Source organism: Streptomyces sp. NPDC005722 (genome assembly GCF_040630935.1).
In the GTDB taxonomy this organism is placed as follows: domain Bacteria; phylum Actinomycetota; class Actinomycetes; order Streptomycetales; family Streptomycetaceae; genus Actinacidiphila.
Genome location: NZ_JBEXYN010000002.1, coordinates 164440 through 181284 on the forward strand (window position 1 = coordinate 164440; position 16845 = coordinate 181284).

The following is a 16845-nucleotide window of genomic DNA, read 5'->3' on the forward strand; positions in this document are numbered from 1 at the left end:
CGGTCCAGGGATGACCGCGACCCTAGGAACGGGCCGAGGAGAACCGGGTGACGACCTATGACGCGCGAGCGAGCCTCAGCGATCTGACTGCCACGGCGGACCGCGTACGCCGGTCGGTGGAGAACGTGATCGAGGGCAAGCCCGAGGTCGTACGGACTGCGCTGACGGTGTTGCTGGCCGAGGGGCATCTGCTGATCGAGGATGTGCCCGGCGTCGGCAAGACCATGCTTTCCAAAGCGCTCGCACGGTCGATCGACTGCTCCGTGCGGCGCATCCAGTTCACGCCGGACCTGCTGCCGTCGGACATCACCGGGGTCAGCGTCTTCGACCAGCAGCGGCGGGACTTCGAGTTCAAGCCGGGCGCGATCTTCGCGCAGATCGTCGTGGGCGACGAGATCAACCGCGCGTCGCCCAAGACGCAGTCGGCGCTGCTGGAGTCGATGGAGGAGCGGCAGGTCACCATCGACGGCAGCACGTATCCACTGCCGAGCCCCTTCATGGTCATCGCCACCCAGAACCCGGTGGAGATGGAGGGGACGTACCCGCTGCCCGAGGCGCAGCGGGACCGCTTCATGGCCAGGGTCTCCATCGGCTACCCCAGCATGGAGGCCGAGCTGGAGATGCTGGACGTGCACGCGGGCGCCAGCCCGCTGGACGACCTGCAGCCGGTCGCCCACGCGCACGAGATCGTCAAACTGGTCGACGCGGTACGGACGGTGCACGTGTCCGCGGCCGTACGGCACTACGCGGTGAGCCTGGTCTCGGCCACCCGGGACCATGCGGACCTGAGGCTCGGCGCCTCCCCGCGCGCCACGCTGCACCTGGTGCGCGCGGCCCGTGCGGCGGCGGCCCTGGACGGCCGGGACTACGTCCTGCCCGACGACGTCCAGTCGCTGGCCTCGGCCGTGCTGGCGCACCGTCTGCTGCCCACCGCACAGGCCCAGTTGAACCGGCGCACACCGGAGCAGGTCGTCGCGGAGATCGTGCAGCGCACGCCGGTCCCGGACCCGTACGGCAGCCGGTGACCCGGACGACGGGCGGGGGCGCTGGAGGTGTCGCGTGACCGAGCGTGAAAGCGGCTTCCGGGCCGCCCTGGGGGGCCTCACCACGCGGGGCCGCTCCTTCCTGGCCGCGGGGATCGCGGCGGCCGTCTGCGCCTACGTCCTGGGGCAGCCGGACCTGCTGCGGGTCGGCCTGCTGCTGGCCGTGCTGCCGCTGGCCTGCGTGGCGGTCCTGTACCGCACGCGGTACCGCGTCGCGGGCAGCCGCCGGCTGTCGCCCTCACGGGTGCCGGCGATGTCCGAGGCGCGGGTGCACCTGCGGGTGGACAACGTGTCGCGGCTGCCCACCGGGCTGCTGATGCTCCAGGACCGGGTGCCCTACGTGCTGGGGCCCCGGCCCCGCTTCATCCTGGACCGGGTGGAGCCCGGCGGGCACCGCGAGGTGTCCTACCGGGTCCGCTCCGACCTGCGCGGGCGCTATCCGCTGGGGCCGCTGCAGCTGCGGCTGACCGACCCCTTCGGCATGTGCGAGCTCACCCGCTCCTTCAGCGCGTACGACACCCTGACCGTGGTGCCCCGCGTGGAGCCGCTGCCGCCGGTCAAGCTCAAGGGCGACTCCTCCGGCTACGGGGAGAGCCGCACCCGGGCGCTGGCGCTGGCGGGCGAGGACGACGTGATCCCGCGCGGCTACCGCCACGGCGACGACCTGCGCCGGGTGCACTGGCGCTCGACCGCCAAGTACGGCGAGCTCATGGTGCGGCGCGAGGAGCAGCCGCACCGCGCGCGCTGCACGGTGCTGCTGGACACCCGGGCCGTGGCGTACTTCGGCGCCGGGCCCGACTCGGCCTTCGAGTGGGCGGTGTCCGGGGCGGCGTCGGTGGCGATGCACATGCTGGAGCGCGGCTACTCCGTACGGCTGCTCACCGACACCGGCAGCACCGTGCCCGGGTCCGAGGGCTTCGGCAGCACCGAGTCCTCGGACGCGGCGGGCGCCATGCTGGACACCCTGGCGGTGGTCGACCACTCGGACGGCGCCGGGCTCTCCCGTGCGCTCGACGTGCTGCGTACGGGCAGTGAGGGCCTGCTGGTGGCCTTCTTCGGGGACCTCGACGAGGAGCAGGCCGCGATGGCGGGGCGGATGCGGCAGCGGGCGGGGGCGGCCGTCGCCTTCGTCCTGGACAGCGCGGCCTGGGGGGCCCTGGACGAGGACGGGACGCCCCGGCCCCAGGCCGAGCGGCCGAGCGCCGGCGCGGACGCGTCCGAGGGGGCCTCGGCACGGGCCGTGCGGATGCTGCGCGAGACGGGCTGGACGGTGCTCCCGGCCGCCGCCGGCGACGGGCTGCCCGACCTGTGGCAGCGCGCCGACCGGCACCGGTCGCGCGAGGAGGCGGGGACGCGATGATGAGCGGACGGGGACGGCTCGCGGTCTGCGCGGCGGCGGCGACACTGATGACCGCCTGCTCGCTGCTGCCGCTGGCGACGCCGAGCTCGTGGATCCTGCAGGCCGCCTTCCTGGTGGCGCTGCAGTCCGGGGTGGGCGCGGCGACCCGGCGGGTGCCGCTGGCACGGCCGCTGACCGTGCTGGCGCAGGCGGTGGTCTCGCTGCTGGTGCTGACCCTGATGTTCGCGAGCGACCAGGCCCTGTTCGGGGTCCTGCCCGGGCCCGCGGCGTACACCCAGTTCGGGAACCTGCTGACGGCCGCGATGCAGGACGTGACCCAGTTCGCCATCCCGGCGCCGGTCACCCCGGGCATCCGGCTGCTGCTGCTCGGCGGGGTGCTGCTGATCGGGCTGGCCGTGGACGCGCTGGCGGTGACCTACGGCAGCGCGGCCCCCGCCGGGCTGCCCCTGCTGGCCCTGTACTCGATCGCGGCGGGGCTGGCCGGCGGCGACGGCACCCGCTGGCCGTACTTCCTGCTGGCCGCCGTCGGCTACCTGCTGCTCCTGCTGGCCGAGGGCCGGGACCGGATCTCCCGCTGGGGCCGGGTCTTCGGCGGCGTCGGATCCGGCGCGCGGGCCGGGTACGGGGGGCCGACCGGGGCGGTGGCCCCGGTGCGCACCGGGCGCCGCATCGGGGCGATGTCGCTCGGCGTCGCCCTGGTGGCGTCGTGGGCGCTGCCCTCGACGGGCGTGGGGCTGCTGCCGACCGGTGGCTCGGGCTCGGGCAACGGGCGCGGCGGCGGCACGATCTCCGCGGTCAATCCCGTGGTCGCGCTCCAGGACAACCTGAACCAGTCCGACGACCGGGTGGTGCTCCGCTACCGGACGAACGCCGTCTCCAACGCGGACATGTACCTGCGGATCGTGGCGCTCGACCGCTTCACCGGCGACAAGTGGGAGCCCGCCCAGCGCTCCCTCACCGGCGTGCCCAAGGTACTGCCCGGCCCCCAGGGGCTGGGATCCGGCGTGAAGGCCACGGAGGTCGCCACGTCGATCGCGGCGGACAAGAGCTACGTCCAGATGTGGCTGCCGCTGCCGTACCCGGCCACCCAGGTGCAGGTCGGCGGACGCTGGCGCTTCGAGCAGACCGGCCGCACCATCATCGGCGACCGGGGCCAGACCACCTCCGGCACCCAGTACCAGGTCAGCAGCCTGGAGCTGGAGCCGACCGCCGAGCAGCTGGCGAGCGCGCCGCCGGCGGACGCCCGGCTGCGGGCCGAGTACACGAAGGTGCCGGGCTCGCTGCCCGAGGTGGTGGCGCAGACGGCCCGGGACGTCACCAAGGACGCCGGTAACGACTACGAGCGGGCCCTGGCCCTGCAGCGCTGGTTCACCTCGGGCGCCTTCTCGTACGACACCTCGGTGCGCTCCGGAACCGGCGTCCAGGCGATCACCCGCTTCCTGAACAACAAGGAAGGGTTCTGCATCCACTTCGCCTTCACCATGGCGGCGATGGCGCGGACCCTGGGCATCCCGGCCCGGGTGGCGGTCGGCTTCACGCCCGGCACCGCGGAGTCGGACGGCGCGTACGCGGTGGGGCTGAAGGACGCGCACGCCTGGCCCGAGCTGTACTTCGAGGGTGTCGGCTGGACGCGCTTCGAGCCCACGCCCACCCGGGGCACCCTGCCGGGCTACACCCAGGAGACGGCCACCTCCGACACCGGGCCGTCGGCACCGGACACCCCGGAGCAGTCCGCGGGCGCCGGGGCGAGCACCGGCCCGACCGTCGCGCCGGCCTGCGTGGGCAAGGAAGCCCAGCTCGGCAACTGCGACCCCCTGGGGCAGGCTTCCGGCGCCGGCGCCGAGGACGAGCGGCTGTGGCCGAAGATCCTCGCCTGGGCCGTGCTCGTCCTCCTCTGGGCCGCGGTACCGCTGCTGGTGCTCGTCCTGCTGCTGCCGTTGCTCTGGCGGCGCAGGCAGCGTTCCCTGCGCCTGGGCGGCGGCCAGGACCCCGCCGCCCTGGCGGCGTGGCTGGAGCTGACCGGGCGCGCCCGGGGCGCATCGGCCGAGGACGGCGACGGGCGCGGCGCCGCGGCGAATCCGACGCCCGGCGAGCTGGACGCCATGGGCGCCCGGGACGGCGCCCGCACCCTGGCGGCGTGGCTGGAGCTGATCGACACCGCCTGGGACTTCGGGCTGCGGCCCGACGAGTCCGAGACCCCGCGCCGGGTGGCGGGCCGCCTGATCAGTGACGGCGGACTCGAGGGGCATGCGGCGGAGGCCGCACGGCGTCTGGCGACCGCCGTCGAGCAGGCCCTGTTCTCGCCGCGGCCGCCGATCGCCTCGGGCTCGGCGAAGGACGTCCGGCTGGTACGGGAGGGGCTGCGCGAAAACGCGGACACCGTGACGCGGATCCGCGCCCTGCTGCTGCCGCGTTCGACGGTCCGGGTCGTGTGGCGGTCCGCGGAGCGCTGGTCGACGGGGTCGGCCCGCTTGTCGGCCCGGCTGCGAGGTGCGGGCGACGCCGTGATGCGGCCGCTGCGGCAGCGCCGGACCTCCTGAGGGCCGCGGGAGGGAGGGCGGCCGGGTGGCCGCCCTCCCTCCCCCGGCGCGACGACGACATGGCGAAGGGGCGGGGTTCCCACCGGAACCCCGCCCCTTCGTTCTCAAGCCTGTGTCATTGGCCCTGTTCGTCGCGGCGCCGCTGCCAGCGCTCCTCGATGCGGTCCATCATCTTGCGCCGCGGCTGGTTGCGACGGCCACGGCCCGCGGCACCCTGCTGGGGCTGCCCCGCGGGAGCGGCGGCCGCACCCGGTTTGGCGGCACGACGCCAGCCGGTGACGGCGAGAACGGCACAACCGAGCATCACGAGGAAGCCGACGACGCTGATCCAGGGCTGCTGGGCGATCATGCCGCCCATCAGCAGCCCGATGCCCACCAGGAAGCCCGCCACAGCCAGGTAGACGCGCCGCCTGGTGTAGGTGCGCAGCCCGCTTCCCTCAAGCGCCGACGCGAACTTGGGATCTTCGGCGTACAGCGCTCGCTCCATTTGCTCGAGCATGCGCTGCTCGTGCTCCGAGAGCGGCACGGAGTCCTCCTCCTCGTCGGTCGCGGGGGGAGCGACCAGTACGACCCTTCCAGGATAGGCAGGGAATCGCCCCCGTGAAACCCGCCCCACTACGCCAATCCGACGGGGGGTGTTTTCCCCGTCGAACGCCACGTCATGCCAGCATACGGCCCTGAACCGGGAATCGGGGGTCGTGTGACGGACTCCTCCCGCTGGGTGACCGGAAGAGGCAACGGGAACGACCCCCGCGCGGGCTCAGCCGCGCTCGGCCAGCACGTGCAACTGGGTCGCCACGGCGTGGAAGGCCGGCTGCTCGGCGGCGGCCAGTTCCAGCCTCAGCAGGGCGTCCATCGCGCCGGGTTCGGTGTCCACCAGGACACCGGGGACCAGGTCGGCGAAGATGCGGACGCCGTGCACCGAACCGATCCGCAGCCCGGCGTCGGTGACCAGGGCGGTCAGCTCGTCGGCGGTGAAGCGGCGGGGCGTCGGATCGCCCTCGCCCCAGCGGCCGTCGGGGTCGTCCAGGGTGTGCCGGGCCTCGCCGAAGTGGCCGGCGAGCGCCCGGGCGAGCACCGCTCCGTGGCGGCTGGCGGCGAGCAGGCTGAGGGCGCCGGAGGCACGCAGGGTGCCCGCGGCGTTGCGCACGCCCTCGGCCGGGTCGTCCACGTACTCCAGGACGCCGTGGCAGAGGACCACGTCGTGGCTGCCGGGCGGCACGACGTCGAGCAGCCCGTGGGCGTCGCCCTGCACCCCGCGGACACGGTCGGTGACTCCCGCTTCCGCCGCGCGGCGTTCTAGGGCGAAGAGCGCGTCGGGGCTGGGGTCGACCACGGTCACCCGGTGGCCCAGACTGGCCACGGGCACCGCGAAGTTGCCGGTGCCGCCACCGGTGTCGAGCACGTCGAGGACGTCCCGGCCGGCGGCCTTGGCCTGCCGGTCCAGCGCGTCGCGCAGGACCTCCCAGACCACGGCGGTACGCAGGGCTGCGCGGGGCCGCAGCGGTTCGGCCCCTCCAGGACGGGACATGCGGACGGCTCCTCGCGGACGGACGGGGCTGGGGACCGGTCGGCCCAGCCTGGAACCCACTCTAGTGGGCCGCCGCCCTGCGGCCGATCAAGCGGGACGGCCGGTCTGCGGGCGTTCCAGCACGGGTTGCAGCGCCAGCATGCGCTCGACGAGCCGCAGGAACATCTCCGTGGCGCGGATCAGGTCGTCGGCCTCGCGGGCGCCGACCGCGTTCTGGATGCCTGCCTCGGCGCGGGCCCGCTGAGCGGCCCCCGCCTCGAACAGGGCGCTCCACTCGGCCAGTTCGGGCGCGACCTCGGGCAGCACCTCCCAGGCGCTGCGTATCCGCTGCCGGCGCCGCCTGGTGGGTTCGGGACGGCCGCGCACGGCGAGGACGGCGGCCGCGGTGCGCAGGGCGGCCAAGTGGGCGGTGGCGAAGCGGTCGTTGGGGATCTCCAGGACGGCGGCCTCGTCGAGCCCCCGCCGGGCCTGGACGAGCAGGTCGAGGGCGGCCGCGGGGGCGTTGGCCCGGCGCAGCACGGGGTGGACGTCGGCGGCGCCGCCGCCACCGACGGCACCGCTGCGGACTGACGCGGTCATCACATACCTCCTGTCTTCGCATGACGTGTCCGACACTTCCCTGCCTTCACCACTCATCGTGAAGCACACCTCTGACAATCACGTTGACCTGCACAGATGGCCGCCGTGGCCGGACAACGCCGCCGGGTTCGCGGGCCGATGACCCCATGGGGTAGAGTTTTTGTACTGACTGGTCAGTGCAAAGAAAGGGGCGGCCGCGTGATCACCGCGGAGGGGTTCGGACTCAAGGGCCCCCGGGGCTGGGTGTTCCGGGACGTCGCCTTCACCGCGCCGGCGGGCGGTCTGATCGCCGTCGAGGGGGCCTCGGGCTCGGGCCGCACCTGCCTGCTGCTGTCGCTGACCGGGCGCATGCGCGCCACCGAGGGACGGGCCGAGGTGGCCGGGTTCCGGCTGCCCCGGCAACTCGCCGCGGTCCGCCGCGTGACCGCGCTCGGACCCGTCGCCGGGGTGTCGGAACTCGACCCCGCCCTCACCGCGGGCGAGCACCTGCGGGAACGCGTGCTGCTGCGGCGGCGGTTCGGCGGCTCGCTGCGCGAACTGCTGCGGCGGCCCGGCACAAGCGACGGGGCACGGATCGACGAGGCGCTGGCGGCGGCCGGGCTGGACCTGTCGACGCTGCCCAAGGGCGAACGCACCGCCGCCCGGGACCTGGAGCGGCTCGAGGCGCTGCGCCTGGGCACCGCCCTCGCGCTGCTGGCCCGTCCGAAGGTGCTGGCGGTGGACGACGCCGACCACAAACTGTCCCCGGCCGAACGCGAACAGGCCTGGCGGATGCTGCGCGGCATCGCCGCGAACGGCACGACCGTCCTGGCGGTCTGCACCGAGGCGCCGCCGGACGCCGTGGTGGTCCGCACCCGGGCCTGCGCCGCGGGCGGCGACGCGGACGGCGCCGCGACCGCGGACGCCGTCGCGGAGACCGCCGCCGGACACGACGCCGGACACGAGGACACCATCGACGAGGAGGGGGCGGCCGATGCGCACGCCGCGACTGGCAGCGCTTGAGCTGAGGAAGTTCGGCAGGGGGCGGCTGCCCCGCGCGGCCATGGTGTCGCTGCTGCTCCTGCCGCTGCTCTACGGCGCCCTGTACCTGTGGTCGTTCTGGGACCCCTACGGGCGGCTGGACAAGATACCCGTCGCCCTGGTGAACGCCGACGAGGGCACCACCGTGGACGGGCGGCGGCTCACGGCGGGCGACTCCATCGTGGACGGACTGCGCGAGAGCGACACCTTCGCCTGGCACGAGACGGGCGCCGCCGAGGCCGCCGAGGGCGTCGAGGACGGCACCTACTACCTGTCGCTCACCATCCCGCGCGACTTCAGCGCACGCGTGGCGTCGAGCTCCGGCGACCACCCGCGCACCGGAGCGCTCCAGGTGCGCACCAACGACGCCAACAACTACATCGTGGGGCAGATCTCCCGCACGGTCTTCTCCGAGGTGCGCTCCGCCGCCTCCACCAAGGCGTCGCGGGACTTCTACGACCGGATCTTCGTCGCCTTCTCCGGTCTTCACGACAAGACCGTCGAGGCCGCGGACGGCGCCGACGACGTCACCAAGGGCGCGGGCACGGCCCGTAGCGGCTCCCGGGAACTCGGCGACGGCATTTCCACCGCCGAGGACGGCGCACGGGAACTGGCCGGCGGCCTGCGCACGGCGAAGAAGGGCAGCGGTTCGCTGGCCGGAGGGCTGGGAGCCCTCGACACCGGCGCGGTGCAGGTCGCCGCGGGGACCCAGACCCTGGCCGACGAGGTCAACGGCGCATCGGACGAACTGACCTTCGTCAAGGGGCACGTCAAGGAGATCAACGCGGTCGCGCGGGTCGTCGCCCGCTCCACGCGGACGGCCCGCGACGGCATCGGGGACCTGCCACGGAAGTCGGCACAGGCGGCCGCGGACGCCGGAACCGCCGCCGCGCAGATCCACGGCTCCTATGACGAGCAGTGCCCCCTGGGCGCGGTCACCCCGCAGTGCGGGACGCTGAAGGAGGGCGTCGACGCCGCCGACGACGTCGCGGACGTCGCCCGCCGTCTCGACACCTATGTGCACGCGCACTCCGCGGCCCTCGACGGGCTCCGGGACGACCTGGACACCCTGCACACGGTGGCCGTCGAACTGTCCGACCCGGCGCTCGCCACGAAGCTGCAGGACGCCGTCGACGGCGTCAACCGTCTCAACGACGGCGCGCACAAGGTGTCCAAGGGCCTGCGGACCGCCTCGGCCGGCGCGGGCGCCCTGGACGCCGGGCTCCGGGAGCTGTCCTCGGGGGCCGACACCCTGGCGGGCGGGATGTACCGGCTGTCGGACGGCAGCAGCCGCCTGACGACCGGCCTGACCCGGCTCACCGACGGCAGCGGGCAGCTCGCCGACGGCCTGCACGACGGAGCGTCCCGGATCCCCGACTACGACGGCCCGGAGCGCGCCGGCCGCACCGGGGTGATGGCCGACCCGGTGCGGCTCGCCGCGCGGTCGCTGCACAAGGCGCCCAACTACGGCACGGGCTTCGCCCCCTACTTCATCCCGCTTTCCCTGTGGGTCGGCGCGATGGTGGCCTACATGCCGCTGCAGCCGCTCAGCAGGCGCGCCATGGCCGCCGGAGCCGCGGCCTGGCGGATCGCGGTGGCCGGCTGGCTGCCGGTGCTCGCCATAGGCGTGCTGCAGACCCTGGCCCTGATGGCGGTGCTGCACTGGGCGATCGGCCTGCAGATGGTGCGGGCCGCCGGGACGATCGGCTTCCTCGTGCTGGTGACCGCCTGCTTCGCCGCGATCGTGCAGTGGCTCAACGCCCGCTTCGGGCCGGCCGGACGCGTCCTGGTGCTGGCGCTGCTCATGCTGCAGCTGACCTCGGCGGGCGGCACCTACCCGGTGCAGACCAGCCCGGACTTCTTCAACGCGATCCACCCCTTCCTGCCGATGACCTACGTCGTCGAGGGGCTGCGCCACCTCATCACGGGCGGCGGGCTCGGGCCGGTGTGGCGGGCGGTCCTGGTGCTGCTCGCCTTCACCGCGGGCGCGCTGGCGCTCACCGCGGTGTCGGCCCGTCGCAAGCAGGTGTGGACGGTGGACCGGCTGCATCCGGAGCTGTCCCTGTGAGGCCGCGCCGAAAGCGCCTGCCGGACCGTAGAGAATCGTGGTCATGAACAGTGCACGACGGCAGGCCACCCGGCAGAGGCTCTTCCAGGCCGCGGTCACGCTCATCGCCGAGCAGGGTTTCTCCGCCACCACGGTCGACGAGATCGCCGAGCGCGCCGGTGTGGCCAAGGGCACCGTCTACTACAACTTCGCCAGCAAGAACGAGCTCTTCGAGGAGCTGCTGCGGCACGGGGTCGGCCTGCTGACGGCCTCCCTGCGGGACGCGGGCGCCGGCGTCACCGCGCGCGGCGGCAGCCACGTTGACGCCATCGACGCGATGATCCGGGCGGGGCTCGCCTTCATCGCCGAGTACCCGTCCTTCACGCAGCTGTACGTGGCCGAGCTGTGGCGCACCAACCGCGCCTGGCAGGACACGCTCATGGTGCTGCGCAAGGAGGCGGTCGCGGTCGTGGAGCAGACGCTGCGCGACGCGGTGGCGGCGGGCGAGCTCTCCGAGGAGATCGACGTGCCGCTCACGGCGGCCGCGCTCTTCGGGATGGTGCTCGTCGCGGCGCTGGACTGGCTGTCCTTCCAGCCCGAGCGGTCGATCGACGACGTGCACGCGGCCCTGTCACGGCTCCTGCAGGGACGGGTCGCCGGGCACGCCCGCGCCTGACCCCTTACGACGGTGCGCCGCCCCGGCGCGGCCCGATCCCCCGTCGGGCCGTTCCGGGACGGCGCTCCCCGTGCACCCCCGTGCACCCCCGTACGGCCGGGCATGGCGCCGTTCCGCCGCCCCGTGTCGGCGGTTCCGGTGCGTGCCCTTCCGTCACCTCCACCTTGGCGTCCGGACCCGGCCGCGCTCATCCGTGCGGATACTCAAGTGGGGATCTGAGTACGGGTACTCACCACCGGGTCGTACGCTCAGAGGCGGCGGGCGCCGGCCGGGGGTTCGGTAGCATCACGGCCCATGTCGGTACTTCCGCTCGTGTTCACCAGCGGCTGGGCGAGCGGGATCAACGCCTACGCCGTGGTCTTCCTGCTGGGCCTGATGGGCGTCACCGGCGTCAGCGACGAGGTGCCGCCGGCGCTGGAGCGCACCGACGTGCTGGTCGCCGCGGGGATCCTGTTCCTCTGCGAGGCGGTCGCGGACAAGATCCCGTACGTGGACACCACGTGGGACGCCGTGCACACGGCGATCCGGCCGGTCGCCGGAGCCGTGGTGGCGGCCCTGCTGGCCGGTCAGGACGGCTCGCTGCCGCAACTGGCGGCGGGCGCGGTCGGCGGGACGACGGCGCTGGTGAGCCATCTGGTGAAGGCCGGGCTGCGGTTGGGCGTCAACACCTCGCCGGAACCCGCGAGCAACATCGTGATCAGCCTGGCGGAGGACGTCGGCGTCGCCTCGATCATCGTCTTCGCGCTCTTCCACCCGGTGGCGGCGGCCTGCGTCGCGGCGGTGCTGCTGGTGCTGGGCATCGTCCTGGTGTTCTTCATACTGTCCCGGATCCGCCGTGCCTGGCAGCGCTGGAAGACCCGCAGGGAGCGCCGCAAGGCCGGTCGCGGCGTTGTCGGTGGCTGGGGTTAGAGTCCCCTCCATGGCACGGATTGCGGTGATCGGCGCGGGGATGGGCGCCATGGCTGCCGCCGCCCGGCTCGCGACCGGCGGGCACCGGGTGGCGGTGTACGAGCGCGCCGCCACGCACGGGGGCGCGGTGCGGCGCCTGGAGCGCGCGGGCTTCGGTTTCGACACCGGCCCCGGCCTGCTGCACCTGCCGGCGGTCTACCGCGACCTGTTCCTCAAGACCGGCAGGGAGAGCCTGGAGGAGAGCGTCGCCCTCGCTCAGGTCGACCCGGCGAGCTGCCACGTCTTCCCCGACGGCACCGCGCTGTCGCTGCCCAACGCGTCCCGCGGCGGGGTCCTCGCCGCCCTGGACGCGGCGCTCGGCAACGGCACGGGCGAGCGCTGGAGCGAACTGCTGGTGCGGGCCCGGGAGGTCTGGGACGCCACGCGCCGCCCCCTGCTGGAGGACGCGCTCGCCGCCGACCCGTCCGCGCTCGGCCGCGATCCGTATCCGGCGCCCCCCGTGCGCCGGGGGCTGTTCCGGCGCGGCGCGCCGACCCTGGCCGACGTCGCCCGGCGCGAACTGGACGATCCGCGGCTCGCCGCGCTGCTCGGCTCCTACGCCCTGGCGTACGGCTTCGACCCGAGCACCGCGCCCGCCAGCGCCGCCGTCCTGCCGTACATGGAGCAGACCTTCGGCAGTTGGTACGTACGCGGTGGCATGCGGGCACTGGCCGACGCCGTGCACGCGCGGTGCGTGGCACGGAGGGTGGAGTTCCACTTCGGTACGGGGGTGGCGGGGATCGTGGAGGAGGACGGCCGTGCGGCCGGCCTCGAACTCGCCGACGGCACAAGGGTGGAGGCCGACACCGTGGTCGCCGGTGTCGCCCCGTGGCTGCTCCCCCCGCTCCTCTCGCACGGCGCCGGGAGCGTCCGGCCCGTGGACCGGGTGTGGGAGGGCGCCGGACCCGGTCCCCGCTGCGAGGGCCCCGGGCGCCTGACGGTCTGCCTGGCGCTGCGCGGTGCCCGGCCCTCGGACGCGGCGCACCGCACGGTCGTCCACACCCCGGACCCGGAGGCCGAGGCGGCCGCCCTGGCGCGCGGCGAGCTGTACGACCGCCCGACGGTCACGGTGCTGCGCCCCGACGACGACACCCTGCGCCCCGACGACACCTCGGAGTCGGTCACGCTCGGCGTCACGGTGCCGCCCCACGGACCGTCGGGCGTGGACTGGCGGGCGCCGGGCCTGGTCGAGCGCGTCGCGGACGCCGTGCAGACGGCCGCCGCCGCGGCCCTGCCCGACCTGGCCGAACGCCTGCTGTGGCGCGCCGTGCACACCCCCGCCGACACCGAGGAGGAGACCGGCACCCCGGGCGGCCGGCTCCCCCGCCCCGCCCTCGCCGGCGCGGAAGGGGCGCACCTGCACCCCGGCAACCGGTTGCCCGTCCCCGGTCTGTACCTGGTGGGCGGCTGGTCCCACCCCGGTGGCGGCCTCGCCCACACCGGGATGTCCGGTGCCATCGCCGCCGACCTCATAGCGGGCGGTCCGGGCGGCAGCCGCTGAGCGGTGCGTCCGGATCCGCGGACGGCTGACGCGGACCGAGCGCACCCGGGCCCGAGCCCGTGCCCGATGGGGAGTTCCGCGACCTTCGTCGCTCACCGAGGGTGCCATCCGCCTGGCGGACGCCCTGCGCGACGCCGGTCCCGGACGCCACGGCGGCGTTGGACGCGCGGCCGGTTCGCGCACGAGACGGTGCTCCAGCGCCGTGACGCCTTCCTGGCATCCTCCACGCCGCTGCGCGGCCCGCCGCCGAGGACGCGGAGGTCTTCGGCAACGGGCCCCGCGCCGGGCCCCGCGCCGGGCGCTAGTTGTAGCGGTAGGGGTCGTACTGGTCGTACTGGCCCTGCTGCTGCCCCTGCTGCTGGCCCTGCTGGTCGTAGCCGTTCTGCTGCTGCGGGACGTACGGTTGCTGCTCCCCGCCCTGCTGCGGCACCCAGACGCCGCCGGCCGGGGTGTCGTAGCCGTACTGCTGCTGCGGGGCGCCCTGGCCCTGTGCCTGACCCTGGTACGGGTCCTGGTAGCCGCCCGCGTACGTGCCGTAGCCCGCCTGCTGCTGCTCCCAGCCACCGGTCTGCTGCTGTCCGTACGCGTCGTAAGAGGCGGCGGCGGGCTGCTGCTGTTGCTGCTGGCCGCCGTTCCAGTCGCCGTAGCCGGTGGTGGCCTCGTAGTTCTGGTAGCCGGTGCCCGCACCGGCGCCGGCGCCGGCGTAGGGGTCCTGCGCGTAGTTCGGCTGCCCGTTGTACATCGGGTACTCGCCGCTCTCCTCGTGCAGCGGCATCGGCTGGTAGACCTGCGTGGAGTCCATCCCGGGGGGCGCCGCGGCGGCCGGGCCGGCGGCGGCGTAGCTGTCGTAGGACTGCCCCACGCCCGCGGCCGCGGGGGCCTCTTCGGGAACGGGCTCCTCGTACGGCGACGACAGGCCTTCGGCCGGCGCCTCGTCGCGCTGCGCGCCCCGGCCGCGGCGGCCGCCGGCACGGCGCGGCAGCGGCGGCGCCTCCTCGTCGTCCTCGCCGTCGGCGCCCTCCTTGGGCGACCGCAGCGCCCATCCCTCCACGAAGCCGCGGCGGTAGGAGAGCGTGACGAAGGTCTGGCCGGCCCCGAAGGCGAGCGCGCCCACCACGATGACGAGGACCGAGGGCAGGTAGACGCCCAGGACGACCCCGAGGAACCCCGTGAAGGCCAGCAGCCGCCACCTCAGCCGCGCCTTGTACTGCAGGAGTACTTCACCGAGCAGCCACAGCGCGACCACCCCGAAGGCGATGTAGAGCACTGTGTAGGCCATGAGCGCACTTCCTCACCGTTCACCGTCGTCGGCCCCCAGGGGCGGCTGGTCCGCCCTCACGACCTCTGGTGCAGTCCCAGATTCTCGTAGATTTCCAACGACGCCGTGGAGTGATTAAGGGTAATGAAGTGCAGCCCCGGGATGTCCTCGGCCATCAGCCGCCGGCACATCTCCGTCGCGTACTCGACCCCGATCGCCCGCACCGCGGCCGGATCGTCCTTGACCGCGAGGATACGGTCCGCGAGCTCCTGCGGGAAAGGCGCGTTGCCGAGCTGGGCGAAGCGCTCGATCTGCCGCACGTTCGTGACCGGCATGATCTCGGGGATGATCGGGGTCTCGCAGCCCGCCTTCCCGACCCGGTCACGCAGGCGCAGGTAGTCCTCGGCGTTGAAGAACATCTGGGTGATGGCGTAGTCGGCGCCCGCCCGGCACTTCTCGACGAAGTGACGCGTATCACTTTCCCAGTCGGTCGAGCGCGGGTGCATCTCCGTGAAGGCGGCGACGCCCACGCAGAAGTCGCCCGACTCCTTGATGAGCCGCACCAGTTCGTGGGCGTGGTCGACGCCCTCCGGGTGCCGGAGCCACTCCCCCATGGGGTCGCCGGGCGGGTCGCCGCGCAGCGCGAGCATGTTGCGGATGCCCGCGTCCGCGTACTGGCCGATGACGTTGCGCAGCTCGGCGATGGAGTGGTTGACCGCGGTCAGGTGGGCCACCGGCGTCAGGGTGGTGTCGGACGCGATGCGCTCGGTCGCCCGGACCGTGCCCTCGCGGGACTGACCGCCCGCCCCGTAGGTGACGGAGACGAACGTCGGGCCCACCGCCTCGATGCGGCGGATGGCGTTCCACAGGGTCCGCTCGCCCTTCTCGGTCCTCGGCGCCATGAACTCGAAGGAGTACGAGCGCTCGCCGGAGGCCAGCAGCTCACGAATGGTGACCGCGTGATCGGTCCTGGTGGAGGCGGTTCCGAGGGCCATGCGCCTCAGGCTAACGGCGCGGGCAGGACCGTCCCAACAGGCGACGCCCAAATGTTCACCCCTTGGACAGCCGGCGCTCGCGGCACGAGACAGCCCCGTGGCCCCCGGTCCCGGCCGAACGGCCTGAGCCGCAGGTCAGTCCTGGTACGAACGCACCCGCTTGGCCAGCTCGGCCGCCGCGGCGCCCGGGTCGGCCGCCTCGGTCACGGCCCGTACCACCACGATCCGCCGGGCCCCGGCGTCGAGCACCTGCTCCACGTTGGACAGGTCGATCCCGCCGATCGCGAACCACGGCCGGTCCGTGCCCAGGCCCGCCGCGTAGCGGACCAGGCCCAGGCCGTGGGCCGGCCGGCCGGGCTTGGTCGGGGTGGGCCACACCGGCCCGGTGCAGAAGTAGTCCGCACCGGGCTCCACGGCGGCCGCGGCCGCCTCGGCCTCGGAGTGGCAGGACCGCCCCACGACCACCTCGTCGCCGAGGATCGCGCGGGCGGCCGGCACGGGCAGGTCGCCCTGGCCCAGGTGCAGGACGTCCGCCCCGGCGGCGTGCGCCACGTCGGCCCGGTCGTTCACCGCGAGCAGCCTGCCGTGCCGTCCGCACTCCTCCGAGAGGACCGCGAGGTACTCCAGCTCCTCGCGGGCCTCCAGGCCCTTGTCGCGCAGCTGGATGACGTCCACGCCGGAGGCCAGCACGGCGTCCGCGAACTCCGCGAACTCCGCCAGGCCTCCGTGGCGCTTGCGCGCGTCGGTGCAGAGGTAGACCCGGGCGTCGGCGAGCTGCGCCCTCGCGCCGGCGCCCGTGCCGGCGCTCGTGCTCCTGCTCGTGCTCGTACGCGTGCTCATGCGGACGGGTCCCCCTCGGATGGCTGCGGCGGTGGCTGTGGGTGTGGCGGTGGCGGGTCGTGCGGTCAGACGGCGAGCGCCTGGGCGCGGCGCTTCACCTCGGTGCCGCGGTTCTCGCGCAGCGCCTGGACGGGGGTGCCGGGCAGGCTCTCGTCCGGGGTGAACAGCCACTCCAGGGCCTCCGCGTCGCTGAACCCGTCGTCCTTGAGGACGGTGAGGGTGCCCGCGAGGCCCTTGACGATCTTCTCGTCGCCGATGAAGTCGGCGGGGATCATCAGCACCCGGTTGTCCCCGCGGCGCACTGCGATGAGCTGGCCTTCCTTGATGAACTGGCGGACCCGGGTCACCTCGACGCCGAGGCGCTCGGCGACGTCGGGGACGTACAGCCAGGAGGGGACGAGGGAGTCAATCTTTGCGTCGATCTCGGTCACAGGACAAGCGTGCCATCCCGGACCGACACCATGGAACCGCTCACGCCACTCGTTGCTCCGTCCTGACGGGTCCGCT

General features: G+C 74.0%; 15 protein-coding genes. 8 read left to right on the forward strand and 7 right to left on the reverse strand.

Translation table 11 applies throughout. The annotated features are described in order from the left end of the window. Window positions 1–47 precede the first annotated feature (47 nt). Genes ABZ479_RS02855 through ABZ479_RS02865 form a run of 3 tightly spaced genes read left to right on the forward strand, consistent with a single transcriptional unit; the run spans window position 48 to window position 4943 of the window. The gene (locus ABZ479_RS02855; protein WP_500459517.1) at window positions 48–1025 is read left to right on the forward strand and encodes an AAA family ATPase; all 978 of its coding nucleotides are present in this window, start codon (window positions 48–50) and stop codon (window positions 1023–1025) included. Between the two features lie 34 nt (window positions 1026–1059). Further along, complete coding sequence (locus ABZ479_RS02860) at window positions 1060–2403, forward strand: DUF58 domain-containing protein (RefSeq protein WP_500459518.1); 1344 nt, start codon at window positions 1060–1062, stop codon at window positions 2401–2403. Next, on the forward strand, window positions 2403–4943 hold the full coding sequence (locus tag ABZ479_RS02865; RefSeq protein ID WP_500459738.1) for a transglutaminase TgpA family protein: 2541 nt from the start codon (window positions 2403–2405) through the stop codon (window positions 4941–4943). The genes ABZ479_RS02860 and ABZ479_RS02865 overlap by 1 nt, the downstream gene beginning before the upstream one ends. Before the next feature lie 115 nt (window positions 4944–5058). Here ABZ479_RS02865 and ABZ479_RS02870 read toward each other — a convergent pair whose 3' ends face one another. The 3 genes from ABZ479_RS02870 to ABZ479_RS02880 form a co-directional block, all read right to left on the reverse strand. Further along, entirely contained in the window at window positions 5059–5469 is a 411-nt protein-coding gene (locus ABZ479_RS02870; RefSeq protein WP_499607762.1) for an SCO2097 family morphological protein, read from the reverse strand. Window positions 5470–5703: 234 nt separating this feature from the next. Continuing rightward, window positions 5704–6474 (reverse strand): methyltransferase, encoded by a 771-nt coding sequence (locus ABZ479_RS02875; RefSeq protein WP_499607759.1) that lies wholly within the window; start codon window positions 6472–6474, stop codon window positions 5704–5706. A gap of 87 nt (window positions 6475–6561) precedes the next feature. Then, the gene (locus ABZ479_RS02880) at window positions 6562–7053 is read right to left on the reverse strand and encodes an SAV_6107 family HEPN domain-containing protein (protein WP_500459519.1); all 492 of its coding nucleotides are present in this window, start codon (window positions 7051–7053) and stop codon (window positions 6562–6564) included. Between the two features lie 198 nt (window positions 7054–7251). On the opposite strand from ABZ479_RS02880, the gene ABZ479_RS02885 reads away from it, so the two are divergent. From ABZ479_RS02885 to ABZ479_RS02905, 5 genes are all read left to right on the forward strand, one after another. Further along, window positions 7252–8055 (forward strand): ATP-binding cassette domain-containing protein, encoded by an 804-nt coding sequence (locus ABZ479_RS02885; protein WP_500459520.1) that lies wholly within the window; start codon window positions 7252–7254, stop codon window positions 8053–8055. After that, window positions 8027–10141 (forward strand): YhgE/Pip family protein, encoded by a 2115-nt coding sequence (locus tag ABZ479_RS02890; RefSeq protein WP_500459521.1) that lies wholly within the window; start codon window positions 8027–8029, stop codon window positions 10139–10141. Before ABZ479_RS02885 ends, ABZ479_RS02890 begins: the two co-directional genes overlap by 29 nt. Before the next feature lie 43 nt (window positions 10142–10184). Beyond that, window positions 10185–10796 carry a TetR/AcrR family transcriptional regulator gene (locus tag ABZ479_RS02895; RefSeq protein WP_499607749.1) on the forward strand — a complete coding sequence of 204 codons (612 nt, stop codon included), beginning with the start codon at window positions 10185–10187 and terminating at the stop codon, window positions 10794–10796. Window positions 10797–11090: 294 nt separating this feature from the next. Then, window positions 11091–11705 carry a DUF4126 domain-containing protein gene (locus tag ABZ479_RS02900; RefSeq protein WP_500459522.1) on the forward strand — a complete coding sequence of 205 codons (615 nt, stop codon included), beginning with the start codon at window positions 11091–11093 and terminating at the stop codon, window positions 11703–11705. A gap of 10 nt (window positions 11706–11715) precedes the next feature. Next, window positions 11716–13245 carry a phytoene desaturase family protein gene (locus ABZ479_RS02905; RefSeq protein ID WP_500459524.1) on the forward strand — a complete coding sequence of 510 codons (1530 nt, stop codon included), beginning with the start codon at window positions 11716–11718 and terminating at the stop codon, window positions 13243–13245. A gap of 301 nt (window positions 13246–13546) precedes the next feature. Here the strand turns inward: ABZ479_RS02905 and ABZ479_RS02910 are convergent, their stop codons facing one another. The 4 genes from ABZ479_RS02910 to ABZ479_RS02925 form a co-directional block, all read right to left on the reverse strand. Continuing rightward, the gene (locus ABZ479_RS02910) at window positions 13547–14524 is read right to left on the reverse strand and encodes a hypothetical protein (RefSeq protein WP_500459525.1); all 978 of its coding nucleotides are present in this window, start codon (window positions 14522–14524) and stop codon (window positions 13547–13549) included. A 56-nt stretch (window positions 14525–14580) separates the two neighbouring features. Continuing rightward, window positions 14581–15498, reverse strand: a complete 918-nt coding sequence (metF, locus tag ABZ479_RS02915) for a methylenetetrahydrofolate reductase [NAD(P)H] (protein WP_500459526.1) — start codon at window positions 15496–15498, stop codon at window positions 14581–14583. Between the two features lie 135 nt (window positions 15499–15633). Next, window positions 15634–16338, reverse strand: coding sequence for a thiamine phosphate synthase (thiE, locus tag ABZ479_RS02920; protein WP_500459527.1), 705 nt, complete (start codon window positions 16336–16338; stop codon window positions 15634–15636). A gap of 65 nt (window positions 16339–16403) precedes the next feature. Continuing rightward, on the reverse strand, window positions 16404–16769 hold the full coding sequence (locus ABZ479_RS02925) for an Rv2175c family DNA-binding protein (RefSeq protein ID WP_500459528.1): 366 nt from the start codon (window positions 16767–16769) through the stop codon (window positions 16404–16406). Window positions 16770–16845: the final 76 nt, after the last annotated feature.